The sequence below is a fragment of the Mycobacterium sp. D16R24 genome (assembly GCF_002013385.1).
GTDB lineage: Bacteria > Actinomycetota > Actinomycetes > Mycobacteriales > Mycobacteriaceae > Mycobacterium.
On sequence record NZ_MAEV01000051.1, the window covers coordinates 1 to 12696 of the forward strand.

At 64.3% G+C, this 12696-nt stretch carries 16 protein-coding genes; 9 read left to right on the forward strand and 7 right to left on the reverse strand.

All coding sequences use genetic code 11. The features are described from left to right. On the reverse strand, positions 1–215 hold a 215-nt coding region (locus tag B4383_RS25740; protein WP_139361061.1), incomplete at its 3' end, for a GntR family transcriptional regulator. Between the two features lie 62 nt (positions 216–277). Here B4383_RS25740 and B4383_RS25745 point away from each other — a divergent pair. Next, positions 278–967, forward strand: a complete 690-nt coding sequence (locus B4383_RS25745; RefSeq protein ID WP_078294633.1) for a hypothetical protein — start codon at positions 278–280, stop codon at positions 965–967. Here B4383_RS25745 and B4383_RS25750 read toward each other — a convergent pair. Then, complete coding sequence (locus tag B4383_RS25750; RefSeq protein ID WP_078294621.1) at positions 949–1695, reverse strand: helix-turn-helix transcriptional regulator; 747 nt, start codon at positions 1693–1695, stop codon at positions 949–951. The two genes, B4383_RS25745 and B4383_RS25750, sit on opposite strands and share 19 nt — an antisense overlap. 120 nt (positions 1696–1815) lie before the next feature. On the opposite strand from B4383_RS25750, the gene B4383_RS25755 reads away from it, so the two are divergent. Genes B4383_RS25755 through B4383_RS25775 form a run of 5 tightly spaced genes read left to right on the forward strand, consistent with a single transcriptional unit; the run spans position 1816 to position 6518 of the window. Beyond that, positions 1816–2658, forward strand: coding sequence for an ABC transporter ATP-binding protein (locus B4383_RS25755; RefSeq protein WP_078294632.1), 843 nt, complete (start codon positions 1816–1818; stop codon positions 2656–2658). Between the two features lie 27 nt (positions 2659–2685). After that, positions 2686–3534, forward strand: coding sequence for an NUDIX hydrolase (locus tag B4383_RS25760; protein ID WP_078294622.1), 849 nt, complete (start codon positions 2686–2688; stop codon positions 3532–3534). After that, positions 3531–4325: an enoyl-CoA hydratase gene (locus B4383_RS25765; RefSeq protein ID WP_078294623.1), complete on the forward strand. Its 795-nt coding sequence runs from the start codon at positions 3531–3533 to the stop codon at positions 4323–4325. Before B4383_RS25760 ends, B4383_RS25765 begins: the two co-directional genes overlap by 4 nt. A 21-nt stretch (positions 4326–4346) precedes the next feature. Further along, a complete protein-coding gene (locus B4383_RS25770; protein ID WP_078294624.1) occupies positions 4347–5312 on the forward strand; it encodes a class I SAM-dependent methyltransferase in 966 nt (321 codons plus the stop codon). 18 nt (positions 5313–5330) lie between these two features. Next, positions 5331–6518: a class I SAM-dependent methyltransferase gene (locus B4383_RS25775; protein ID WP_078294625.1), complete on the forward strand. Its 1188-nt coding sequence runs from the start codon at positions 5331–5333 to the stop codon at positions 6516–6518. Here B4383_RS25775 and B4383_RS25780 read toward each other — a convergent pair. Then, positions 6478–7770 carry a PQQ-binding-like beta-propeller repeat protein gene (locus B4383_RS25780; protein ID WP_078294626.1) on the reverse strand — a complete coding sequence of 431 codons (1293 nt, stop codon included), beginning with the start codon at positions 7768–7770 and terminating at the stop codon, positions 6478–6480. The two genes, B4383_RS25775 and B4383_RS25780, sit on opposite strands and share 41 nt — an antisense overlap. A gap of 85 nt (positions 7771–7855) precedes the next feature. Here B4383_RS25780 and B4383_RS25785 point away from each other — a divergent pair, with 85 nt between their 5' ends. Beyond that, positions 7856–8605, forward strand: coding sequence for an acyltransferase (locus B4383_RS25785; RefSeq protein ID WP_078294627.1), 750 nt, complete (start codon positions 7856–7858; stop codon positions 8603–8605). Here the strand turns inward: B4383_RS25785 and B4383_RS25790 are convergent. Genes B4383_RS25790 through B4383_RS25800 form a run of 3 tightly spaced genes read right to left on the reverse strand, consistent with a single transcriptional unit; the run spans position 8589 to position 9904 of the window. Then, positions 8589–9035, reverse strand: coding sequence for a nitroreductase family deazaflavin-dependent oxidoreductase (locus B4383_RS25790; protein ID WP_078294628.1), 447 nt, complete (start codon positions 9033–9035; stop codon positions 8589–8591). The genes B4383_RS25785 and B4383_RS25790 overlap by 17 nt on opposite strands. 33 nt (positions 9036–9068) lie before the next feature. Further along, positions 9069–9569, reverse strand: coding sequence for an SRPBCC family protein (locus tag B4383_RS25795; RefSeq protein ID WP_078294629.1), 501 nt, complete (start codon positions 9567–9569; stop codon positions 9069–9071). Next, the gene (locus B4383_RS25800) at positions 9566–9904 is read right to left on the reverse strand and encodes a metalloregulator ArsR/SmtB family transcription factor (RefSeq protein WP_078294630.1); all 339 of its coding nucleotides are present in this window, start codon (positions 9902–9904) and stop codon (positions 9566–9568) included. The genes B4383_RS25795 and B4383_RS25800 overlap by 4 nt, the downstream gene beginning before the upstream one ends. 130 nt (positions 9905–10034) lie before the next feature. On the opposite strand from B4383_RS25800, the gene B4383_RS25805 reads away from it, so the two are divergent. Beyond that, positions 10035–10871 carry a metal-dependent hydrolase gene (locus B4383_RS25805; RefSeq protein ID WP_078294634.1) on the forward strand — a complete coding sequence of 279 codons (837 nt, stop codon included), beginning with the start codon at positions 10035–10037 and terminating at the stop codon, positions 10869–10871. A 70-nt stretch (positions 10872–10941) separates the two neighbouring features. After that, positions 10942–11778: a metal-dependent hydrolase gene (locus B4383_RS25810; RefSeq protein ID WP_078294635.1), complete on the forward strand. Its 837-nt coding sequence runs from the start codon at positions 10942–10944 to the stop codon at positions 11776–11778. A gap of 31 nt (positions 11779–11809) precedes the next feature. Here the strand turns inward: B4383_RS25810 and B4383_RS25815 are convergent. Then, a partial coding sequence (locus B4383_RS25815) for a LysR family transcriptional regulator (RefSeq protein WP_139361062.1) occupies positions 11810–12696 on the reverse strand: 887 nt, incomplete at its 5' end.

Genomic DNA, 12696 nt, shown 5'->3' on the forward strand with positions numbered 1-12696 from the left:
GAGTACGCGGCGGTCACAGTGGTGCGGCTGACATGCAGGGCACTCGCCAACGCTCGTTCGCTAGGGATGCGGGCGCCAAGGGGCAGCCGCCCGTCGATGACGAGTAGCCGAATCGCGTCCGCCAGCGCTCCGTACGCGGGGCCCGCCGATCCCGCGGTGCGCCATTGGCCGAGGTGACGGGCCAGGGTGTCGGCAATGACGACGCGATCAGACATAAAAGCCAGTGTGACTCAACTGGCTATTGAAAGACAAGCCAGTTGGCCGAGAAACTCGAGTGGTGACCGGGAAATGGATTGGTTGGGGTGCGCGCGGCACTGCCCTGCTGGCGGGTCTGTACCTGTACGGGTTCTCGATGGCGCTCATGGTGCGCGCGGGGCTCGGATTGGACCCGTGGGACGTGTTCCATCAGGGGCTCTCCATGCGTACCGGTATGAGCATAGGGCTGGCCTCGGCGGTGACCGGTGCCGTCGTACTTCTCGCGTGGATTCCCTTGCGTAACAGGCCGGGTGTGGGGACGATCGCCAACATCGTCGTCATCGCCGTTGCCGTCGATTCCACGCTGGCCTGGCTGCCCGCGCCGTCGGCGATGGCCGCGCGGGTGGGGTTTTTGGTCGGCGGCGTACTGCTGAACGCGATTGCGACAGTGCTGTACGTCGGTGCCGGGCTGGGGCCGGGGCCTCGTGATGGACTGACAACTGGACTGGTCCATCGCACCGGCCGATCAGTGCGGCTGATCCGGACCACCATTGAGGTCATCGTGGTGGCCACGGGTTGGCTGCTCGGCGGGAACGTGGGCGTGGGGACCATGCTCTATGCGCTGGGGATCGGGCCCCTCATTCAGGTGGTGCTGCGGCTCACGCCCCGGCGACTACTGGCCGTCAGTGGCTGGGGTGCGGTGCTGAGCACGCAACGCGACAACTCCGCAGCTGTCGTGCCGGCGGCATCACCTCAGGATGTAGCGGCCTGATTGCGCCGATCGAATGACTCGGCGTCGATGAGCAACTGCTCGCGAAGGGCGTCCGGGAGGTCGATCAGTGCGGATGTCAGCTCGGCCACCGCTTCGTTCTGGGCGAGCTCGAGAGTGGTCAAATCCTCGTCCAGCTCGTCCGCGTAGCCACTATCAGTGAAGTAACGGACGTCGATGCGAAAAGCGTGCGCGATGCTCTCCAGCGCCTGCAGGGAGGGCCGTCCCCGCTGCCCGTTCCGCAACTGTGACAGATAAGGCGCTGAGACTACGGTACCCCCGGTCCGCATGAACACTAGGAATTCGCTGTTGGAGTACGGACCACGGCCGGGCGTGTGCAGCACCGCGAACACCCGGTTAAGTCTGGCGACGAATTCCTCTTGCGATCGGGGATCTTTGAATGGGTAAAGGGTGCTGCGGTTGCTATCGACCGAGGAATCAAGTTTTGATGTGCGACTATCTTCCGTACTGTCCGATCCCTGGATTCGCCGGTTGGCGTCGATCAACTGGCCAAGGGCTGTCGTGTCGCGGCGCAGCTGAGACTGGAAGGTATCGGCCCGGCGACGCCACGCCTTGAGGTCATCCCGTACCCAGGACCGATCCTCGCCGTGAGCTGCACGTTGCTGAATTCGACTTGCTTCGGCATCGAGCTGGGCGATGAGTCGATGGTTAGCAAGCCCGATACTGTGCACCGTGTCCAGGTAGGGATCCGGATCAAGATCGTTTGTCATATCGTTGCCTAGAATTCCTTCCGAGCTTGCTGACGTATGGATGAGGATACGCGATGGAGGCGCGGGCGCATGGTCAGGACGGCGCGCGAGATGGCTCCCGCTCGCCGCTCGCCGGGCTTGATGCGGCACGATGGCCCCGTGGCCGAAATTGATCCGGACCTTCTGCTCGATTTCCGCGATGTCCTCTTGCGGCGCAATCGCAAGGTGTTGGTAGGCCCGGTCACCTGGTCGGTCGAGCTGGACGAGCGGTGGGTGGTTGTCGGTCCCAATGGAGCGGGCAAGACATCATTGCTGCGGATAGCGGCTGCCATGGAGCACCCCACATCAGGTCACGCGGCCATCCTGGGTGAGCGGTTGGGGCGTGTCGATGTCACGGAGCTCAAGGCGCGGATCGGTCTGAGCTCGGCCGCGCTCGCGCAGCGGATACCGGATAACGAAGTGGTCCGTGACCTGGTGGTCTCGGCCGGATACGCGGTGCTGGGGCGGTGGCGCGAGGAGTACGAGGAGATCGACACTGCTCGTGCTGTGGACATGCTCGAGACCCTCGGCGCCGAGCATCTGGCCGAACGCACCTACGGGACGCTGTCCGAGGGTGAGCGCAAACGAGTGCTCATCGCGCGTGCATTGATGACCGATCCCGAGCTGTTGCTCCTCGACGAGCCGGCCGCCGGGCTGGATCTAGGCGGGCGTGAGGAACTCGTGGCGCGGCTGGGTGAGCTTGCCGCTGACCCGGATGCGCCCGCGATGGTTTTGGTGACCCACCATGTGGAGGAGATCCCGCCTGGTTTCAGCCATGCGTTGTTGCTGTCCGAGGGAGAGGTTGTCGCTCAGGGCCTGCTGGCGGATGTGATGACCAGCGAGAACCTGTCCCGCGCGTTCGGTCAGTCGATCGTGGTTGAGATGATCGACGGGCGCTACTTCGCGCGACGTGCCCGGGCCCGGGCAGCCCACCGGGCGCATTAGCGCGCAAAGTTTAAGGAGCCCTCCTCGATGACACCAACCTCCAACGATCCAGCCCCGAGCAATCCAGCGCAGCCGAAACCCGCGGCTACCGTCGTGCTCATTCGAGACGGGGTCGTCGGCGTCGAGGCGTTTCTGATGCGCCGCGATAACGCCATGGCCTTCGCCGGTGGGATGACCGTGTTCCCGGGCGGTGGAGTGGACTCCCGCGATCTGCGTGCCGACCTGCCGTGGGTGGGCCCGGATGTCGACTGGTGGGCGCAGCGGTTCGGTGTGTCGCCCGAGCTGGCGTCGGCATTGGTGTGTGCCGCGGCCCGCGAGACCTTCGAGGAGTGCGGGGTGCTGTTCGCGGGCACCTCAGAGGCCGAGATCGTGCGAGACGCGGCCGCTTACCGTCAGGCCCGCCACGACCTCTCCGACAAGACGCTGTCCTTCGGCGAGTTTCTGCAGCGTGAGGGGCTTTTGCTGCGGGCGGACTTGCTGCGGCCGTGGGCCAACTGGATCACCCCCGAGGCGGAGCCGCGTCGTTACGACACCTTCTTCTTCGTCGCGGCGTTGCCGTCGGGGCAGGACGCCGACGGCGACAACACCGAGGCCGTCGCCTCGGGTTGGCAGACCCCCGAGGCCGCGATATCGGCCTTTACCGAGCGACGCAGCTTTCTGCTTCCGCCCACCTGGTCACAGCTTGACGCCGTGTCCTCGTCCGGCGCGACGGTCTCGGAGGTGCTGGCGTCGGCGCGACACATCGCTCCGATCATGCCGATCTTGACGGAGCAGGACGGCCGATGGTTCGTCCAGTTCGACGATGTGGACCGCTACGAGGCCGCCCGGCAGGGCGCCGTGGAGATCCCCGAGTCAACCGGGCCGGAGCTGGCATGACCGAACCCGAATTCGTCTCGGTACGTACCGCGCCCGAGTATCCCGGCATCGGCACCGTCGCGCTGTCGCGTCCGCCCACGAACGCCCTGACCCGCCAGATGTATCGCGAACTCGCCCAGGCTGCCGCCGAGGCAAACGCGCGCACCGACATCCGCGTCGTCATCGTCTACGGCGGACATGAAATCTTTTGCACTGGTGATGATTTAGCCGAACTGTCGGAGTTGACCCCTGACGAGATGTCGCGCAGCGCCGGCGACCGGCAGGCCGCGCTGACCGCAGTGGCAGAGCTGACCAAACCCACGATCGCCGCGATCACGGGATATGCGTTGGGCAGCGGCCTGGAGCTGGCGCTGGCAGCCGATTGGCGGATCGCGGGGGACAACGTCAAGGTGGGTTCGCCGGAGATTCTGGCGGGCATGATCCCGGGCGGTGGCGGGACAGTGCGGCTGGCGCGCGTTGTGGGCTTGAGCCGGGCCAAGGAAATGGTGTTCAGCGGCCGCTTGGTCGACGCCAAGGAGGCCCTGCGGATGGGGCTCCTGGATCAGATGGTGGCGCCCGATGATGTGTACACCGAGGCCGCTGTCTGGGCCCGGCGCTTCGTCGACGGGCCGCCCTTGGCTCTCGCCGCCGCTAAGCAGGCAATCGATCACGGTTTCGACAGTCCGCTGGCCGGGGGACTGGACAGGGAACGCGAGCTGTTTTGCCAGGTGTTCGCGACACAGGACCGTGCGGACGGGGTGGCCGCTCAGCTGGAGATCGGCCCGGGGACGGCCCGGTTCAGGGGAGCCTAACCAGGCGTTAGGCTGACGGCCATGACGGAGATTTCCGAGCCGACGACCAAGGCCACTGCGGAGCAGGTCGCTGCCGCTTTTGAGGACAACAAACTCGCCCAGATCCTGTATCACGACTGGGAAGCGGAGACCTACGACGAGAAGTGGTCCATCTCGTACGACCAGCGCTGCATCGACTACGCGCGCGGCCGGTTCGACGCCATCGTGCCTGTCGAGGATCAGCGCGAGCTGCCCTATGACCGCGCCCTGGAGCTGGGTTGTGGCACCGGCTTCTTCCTGCTGAATCTGATGCAGTCAGGCGTCGCGCGCCGTGGTTCGGTCACCGATCTGTCGCCGGGCATGGTCAAGGTCGCCACGCGTACCGGCAAGGAACTGGGCCTGGACGTCGACGGCCGGGTTGCCGATGCCGAGCGGATCCCTTACGACGACAACACCTTCGATTTGGTGGTCGGCCATGCCGTGCTGCACCACATTCCCGATGTCGAGCTGTCGCTGCGTGAGGTGCTGCGGGTGCTCAAGCCGGGTGGACGGTTCATCTTCGCCGGCGAGCCCACCACCGTCGGGAATCTGTACGCTCGCGCGCTCGCGAATCTGACGTGGAAGGCCACGGTCCAGGCGATGAAGCTGCCCGGACTGGAGAGCTGGCGGCGTCCGCAGGAGGAGCTCGACGAGAATTCGCGCGCCGCGGCCCTGGAATGGGTCGTTGACCTGCACACCTTTGATCCGGCAGATCTGGAGAAGATGGCCGGCAATGCCGGCGCCGTCGCGGTGCGGACCGCCAGTGAGGAATTCACCGCGGCCATGCTGGGGTGGCCGGTGCGCACGTTCGAGTCGACGGTGCCGCCCGGCAAGTTGGGGTGGGGCTGGGCGAAATTCGCGTTCGGCGGCTGGAAGGCGCTCAGCTGGGTGGACGAGAACGTGTGGCGTCACGTGGTGCCGAAGGGCTGGTACTACAACGTGATGATCACCGGGCTCAAGCCCTCGTAATCACGCGAAAACCCGCCGGTGTTCGAGCTTCCCGACGTCGCGTATCTGTCGTCGGAGGCGGGCAGTGCGGACCTGGCGTCCGCGTCCGCGTACACGTTCACGGCGGGCACCCTGGTGGCCGATACGGCGGCCCTGCGCACCGAATTCGGCGACCGCGCCGCGGTGCTGGCGCAGACCGTGCAGCTGCGCCGTAAGGCGGTAGCCAAGCTGGGCGATGTGAAGGACTGGCTCTTCACCGATGACGCGCTACAGCAGGCGACGCCCGCTGTGGTGGCGCGACACCGGGCCGGGCGACTGACCGGGCGGGTGGTACATGATGTCACCTGCTCGGTGGGGACCGAGCTCGCCGCCCTCGACGGCGTTGCCGCCACGGTCATCGGCAGCGATCTCGATCCGGTGCGAACGGCAATGGCGCGCCACAACATTGGCAAACAGGTTCTGGTGTGTCGGGCGGATGCGCTGGCACCGTCCAGCCGCGCCGAGGTGGTGATTGCCGATCCGGGGCGCCGCTCCGGAGGGCGCCGACGATTCGATCCGTCGGCCTACTCGCCACCCCTGGACGTGGTGCTGCGGACATACGCCGATCGCGATCTGGTCGTCAAATGCGCTCCGGGACTGGACTTCACCGATCTGCGGGAACAGACCGGGTTTGCCGGCGAGGTCGAGGTTGTTTCGCTCGACGGGGGCGTCCGCGAGGCATGTCTGTGGTCGGCGGGGTTGGCTCGGGCGCGCAGGCGCGCCACCGTACTCACCACGGCCGGCGACGGATATCAGCTGACCGATGACGACCCCGATGACTGTGTGGTCGCCGACGCGGGGGAATGGATCATCGACCCCGACGGCGCGGTCGTGCGCGCAGGTCTGGTGCGGCAATACGCTGTGCGACATGGGCTGTGGCAATTGGATCCCCGTATTGCCTATCTGTCGGGGGATTCCGTACCTGCCGGTGTGCAGGGCTATCGGGTGCTCGATTCGCTGTCGTACAGCGAGAAGCGGCTGCGCCAGGCGCTCGCCGCTCGCGATTGTGGGTCCGTGGAGATCACCGTGCGCGGAGTCGATCTCGATCCGGCAGTGCTGCGTACCAGGCTGAAGTTGCGGGGTAGTGCGGCGTTATCGGTCGTGATCACCCGGATAGGCAGTGGTGCAACAGCATTCGTCTGTGAGGCTAGGTCCCCGGGCGGAACCCGTACACTAAGCCCTCGCTGAGCGTGACGATCACCCGCTGATCCGGTCCGATCGAGATGCCGACCGGAAAGCCGGTGGCATCAGGCAATGCGTAGCGGTTGATGGTCGCTCCGTCCGGGGTGTTGAACACCACCAGGGCCAGGCCTTTGTCCCCGTCCTTGACAACGGCGTAGCCCACGTTTCCGGCGGCCTGGCTTGATGTCGAGAGTGGAGCGAGATCATCGCGACGCCAGGCGATTTCACCATTGCCGCCGGCGTCCTTGATACCCACCAGGGTGGCCTTGTCGCCGGTTCCGGCGATGATGGTCCCGTCCGGTGCTACCGAGGGCGGCGTCGTGGCGTTGAATCCTAAGGGCACCGACCATTTCTGGCTGCCATCGAACGTGTGCATCGCGTGGAGTGAACCCTTGCGGTCGTTGATGTAGACCGTCTCGCCATCCTGGGACATCACGGGGGAGCCGATTACGCCTTCATCGATGATCTTGTTGGCCCACTTGTGTTTCAGAGTGATCTTGCCGTCGGCGTCGTAGGTGATGCCCAGCAACACCGGTACCGGTTTGCCCGGCTGCCACAGCGTGGTGACAATCGTGCCGGTCTCCGGGTCGTAGGCGGGGGAGGCGGATACCGGGCATTGGGGCCTTGCCGCTTCACAATCACCCAGGCCGCGCCGTGGATCGGCGGGGTCGACCCCTTCGAGCAGATCCATGGGGGTACCGACAACCTCGCCACGCTGGGCGTCGAAAATCAGTATCTGACCGAGGTGGGTGACGACGAGAAGCCGTCCCGGCTCGACGATCTTAGGTGTGGTCGGTGCGCCGATGACGGGCTTGCGCCACCGAATCCACTGGGTGGGCGGGAACGACACCACGGCTCCGGGCTGACCCATGTAAATGTTGTTGTAGCCGTCGGAGAGCGGTCCGGACCATGGGCTTCCGGTAACCATCCGGGTGCACCAGCGCTGGCGGGCGGCCTTGTTGTTCTCCCACTCCATGAGCGTGCAACCGGATGGGGTGTCGGCGCTCACGGCGATGAAGTTGTCGATACCGATCGCCGCGGCACTGCGTATCTGGCCCTTGGTGTTCCGGCTCCACTCCAGGGTCAGCTCGCGAGCGCCCTCGGTAGGTGTGTAGCTGCTGTTATGCGCGTCGGCGTAGGTGGCGGACCAGCCGGGCGCCGCCTTGATGTTGATCCAGGAATCATCGCCGGAACATCCGGTGACGGTGAGGAGCGTCGCGAAAGCAATGCTCGCGAGTACTCGTGCCCGGGAAAGCACGGTGAGGCACTCCTTCCATAGGGGGCGGTCCGGCCCATCGCAGGGTAGCGTGCGCGTCCTGCCGCGTCCCGTAGGCTGTGCGGCCATGACGACGATGTGGGGCGCTCCCCTGCACAAGCGGTGGCGCGGACAGCGCCTACGCGACCCGGCGCAGGCCAAATTCCTGACCAAGGCGTCCTTGCGATGGGTGATCGCGAACAAGGCGTACACGCCGTGGTACCTGGTGCGGTACTGGCGCCTGCTCAAGTTCAAGCTCTCCAACCCCCACATCGTCACGCGCGGCATGCTGTTCCTCGGCAAGAACGTCGAGATCCACTGCACACCCGAGCTGGCCCGGATGGAGATCGGCCGATGGGTGCACATCGGTGACGGAAACTCGTTACGTGCCCATGAGGGGTCCCTACGTCTGGGCGACAAGGTGGTGTTCGGGAAGGACAACGTCGTCAACGCGTACATCGACATCGAGTTCGGTGACTCCGCCCTCATGGCCGACTGGTGCTACGTGTGCGATTTCGACCACCGCATGGACGACATCACCTACCCGATCAAGGACCAGGGCATCGCTAAATCCCCGGTGCGCATCGGGCCGGACACCTGGATCGCCACCAAGGTGACAGTCCTTCGCGACACGATTGTCGGCCGTGGTTGCGTGCTCGGCGCCCATGCCGTAGTCAAGGGTGTGATCCCGGATTACTCGATCGCCGTTGGGGCGCCGGCCAGGGTCGTCAAGAACCGCAAGGTGGCCTGGGACGCCTCGGCCGCGCAGCGTGCGCAACTAGCCGAGGCGCTGGCCGATATCGAACGCAAGAAGGCGGCCGCTAGCTCACCGGAGTGAGGGTGAACAGCGGAAAGACTCGCGTGGTGCGCTTCGTGTACTCCGCGTAGGAAGGGAAGGCCGCCACGGCACGTTCCCACCAGGCGGCACGCGCGGTCTCGTCGGTGATCTCGTCAGCGCGCACTGTCTTCACGTTTTCTCCGTCGCGCAGGTCGATCACGGCGTTGGCCCGCAGGTTCGCGACCCAGGCGGGATTCTTCGGCGCACCGCCGATAGAGCCGACCGCCAGGTACACGCCCTTGTGCTCGACGCGCATGAGCGGGGCCTTGCGGATCTGTCCCGATTTCACGCCGATGGTGTACAGCACCACGACGGGGATACCGTCGAATGTGGTGCCCTCGGCTCCGCCGCTGGATTCGTAGATCTCGATCTGCTCGTCGACCCACTGCGGATTGGTGGCGATGTACTCGGAGGTGAAGTGGTTGCTCACCGTGGCTGTAACACAGCCGCGGGACGCCCTATTTCAGTCCAGGTCGCGCAGCAGGTCTTCGATGCGGTTGTAACTGACCTGCATACCGCCTTCCATGCCGGAGTTGATGTGTCCGTCGCGATGTTCCTTGGAGCTGTGCTGCACCAGGACCCGCATGGCGGTGACGCCATCGGCCTCATCCAGGGTGGTGGAGACGAGCGCCTCGCAGTCGGGCACACCTTCGAACACCTCGGTGCTGACCAGTCGATGCGGCGCGTCGATCTCGCGGTACTCGCCGTGGAAGGCGACCTCCATGTCCGGCTCGGACTCACACGGTTGGCTGACCACGTACTGCCACGTGCCACCGACCCGCAGATCGATGTCGCAGACCTGCCATCGTGCGGTCTCGAATCCCCACCGGCGCTTGACCAGCTCGGGTTCGGTGAGCGTGCGGAAAACTAACGCGGCCGGTGCGTCGAACGATCGGGTGATCAGAATTGTTGTGTCCGAGGGAAGTTCGACGGTGGCGCTGCCGTAGCGATTGCTAACTGTCATTCTATTTCCTCTTTCTTGAGTTCGGTGAGCAGATCGTCGAGTCGGTCGAGGCGCTGGTTCCAGGTGCGTTCGAACGCGGCCACCCAGTCGTGGACGGGCCGCAGGGCCGCACCGTTGACGCGATAGAAACGCTGCCGTCCATGTGAGCGCACCCGCACCAGATCCACGGCGCGGAGCACGCCCAGATGCTTGGACACCTGCGATTGGCCCATCCGGGTCCGCGTCACCAGTTCGTTCACGGTGACCTCGCCGGTACCGATGGCGCCGAGAAGGTCACGCCGGCCCGCCTCGGCGATCGCGTTGAACGCGTCAGCGGTCGTGGGGGTGCGAGCCATGAACGAAACATATGCCGATATAGGTATATGTCAAGGCCTGGGTCATCGGAATCTCGGCGAACTGCGGTACCCTGAGCGCGTTGGCGATGCCGACAGAAATCAGTCAGTGCGGGGTAGTGGGAAGCTGAGTATGGACAGGCCTATCAAGACCCGCCGTATCAAGTTTCGCTACCATCCGGGTTCGCTGGACCGTCATTTTGTGCAGGGTGACCTGGTATCGAGTCACATGATGGCGATGCTGTCGGCGGTGTTTCCGGAGGGTGAGGAGTTCTTCATCCGGTCGGTCCGGCGCTACTCGGACCAGATCACCGATCCCGAACTCAAGAAGCAAGTGGCCGGGTTCATCGGCCAGGAGATGACCCACGGGCGCGAGCATCGTGAGCTCAACGAGCGCCTGCAGGAGATGGGATATCCCACCGCGTTCGTCGAGCGGCTGGCTCGCCGGATATTTAACTTCCAGACCCGGAACTACCCGCCGATCTACACGTTGGCCGTCACGGCCGCGTTGGAGCATTACACCGCGGTACTCGCGGAGACCCTGCTGACCGATCAACGCGCCCTGGACATGCTCGGCGAGGGCGAGGTGCGTTCCATGCTGCTGTGGCATGCCTTCGAAGAGGCTGAGCACCGTTGCGTCACATTCGACGTTTACCGCGCGGTCGGCGGTAGTGAGCGGCTGCGCATCTGGGTAATGAGGCGTACCACCATCGCGTTCATATACACCACATTCTTTGAGACGGTGATCTCGCTGCTGCGTGACAAGGCCGCATACAACCCCGTCCGGCTGGTGAAAAGCATTGCGGCATTGCGGCACTTGCCGTTCCTGAGCCGCGAGGTGCGCCGCCGCATCGGTGAGTACAACCGTCCGGGATTCCACCCCAACGATTCCGACAACACCGAACTCATCGAGAAATGGCATGCCGAGCTTTTCGGGGAGAACGGGCAGCTGGCCGGGCACCTGCACTAGGACCTGGCTCCACGCGTGTCGGTATCGCTGGTGATACTTGTGGGGAGACCGGCGGCGGGGTGAGGTGATGGTGGAACGGGAAATCAAGACCAGGCGGATCAAGTTTCGTTATCCGGCCGGTTCCATGCGGCGTCACTATGTGCAGGACGACTTGGGGATGAGTCACGTCGTGGCGGTGCTCTCGGGGGCTTTCCCCGAGGGTGAGGCGTTCATGATCCGCTCGGTGCGCGCGGTCGCCGATCAGATCACCGATCCGGAGCTCAAGAAGCAGGTGGCCGGGTTCATCGGCCAGGAGGCGACACACAGCCGTGAGCACCGTGAGCTCAACGAGCGCCTGCAGGAGATGGGCTATCCGACCGCGTTCATCGATCGGGCGACTCGCAGGGGACTGGAAACGCGCACGCGCTACTCCTCGGCGAAGTACTGCCTTGCGATGACCGCGGCGCTGGAGCACTACACCGCGATTCTGGCCGAGACGCTCCTGGCCGATGAACGGGCCCAACAGATGTTGGGACAGGGTGAGGTTCGATCCATGCTGCTGTGGCACGCGCTGGAGGAATCTGAGCACCGTGCGGTGGCTTTCGATGTCTATCAGGCCGTCGGTGGTACTCACCGCATGCGGGTATTTGTCATGTGGTTCACCACATGTGGGTTCTTCTCGCTCGCCGCGTGTGCGTCGTTCATATCGTTAATTCGGGACCCGGACTTCTACAACCCCGGGATCTTCCTGCGTAGTGCCCTGCGATTGTTCCGCTCGCCCTTCTTCTCGCGCGAGGTGTTTCGGCGGCTAGCGTCATACAGCCGCAAGGACTTTCACCCGGATGACGTGGACAACACCGAACTCATCGCGAAGTGGAATGCCGTGTTGTTTGGTGAGCAGGGGCAGATCGCCGACCACGTGCACTGATTCTCAGTTCGTCAGGTCTGAGCGAGCCGGGCTACGCTGAATCAAGGAGGGGGGCGCCCCCCTGGCATAAACGTACAGCCGTGTCGATCACATCCCGCGAATTTCTGTCGTTCTGAGCCAGCTCCGTGCTCCACACCAGACAGGTTGGCAGGACGAAGTCGAGATCGTCTATAGGCAGGCACACTGTCTCTGCAGAGTGGTAGAGGTCAGAGGTCTCTCTGGCGCCTTCCGAGATGGGTGCTATCGCGAATGCTCCGCCTGTGCTGATGGCTTCAGCGGCTGAAGAATGATCGGCGGGGTTGTGTCGTAATCGCTTGAGAAGGATTGTGGCCCTTAGTAGTCCATCTACCTGTCGTCGGTATTCGGTGTCGCTGTCACGCCGATCGGTGACGTAGTCGAGCTCGATGAGTTCTTCGAGGGAGATTGATGTACGCGCACCGTAGTCCGCTCTCGACAGCACTGCCCCTACGCTCTCTTGCCGAACAACGACGCTGCTCAATGTGGTGTTAGTTGGTGCTGACCGCGCGAAGCCGAACACCAAGTCTTTCCGCACTATCGCACCGATGGCTTCCTGGCTCCTTCGCCGTCGCCTGATCAGCGTCAGCCGCTCGGCGTAGAGCTCCTCGAGGCGCTCGAGCCTGGAGGACAGTTCTGGGTGGAGCCAGGGCGGTACGCCGTACCTAATTGTTTGACGGCTGAAGGCGAGATCATGTGACACAACATCCGGCAAGGCATCGAATTGGTGGAGTATCTTCTCGGCGAGCGGGAGCAGTTTGACGCCTGACGGGGTTAGAACCACCCGGCGCGTATCGCGAATAAATAGCGTTGTTTTGAGTGTCCCTTCCATGGCGCGGATCCGCCGGCTAAGCGGAGGAACGGACATGCGAAGATCGGCCGCAGCACGAGTGAAGTTTAGCG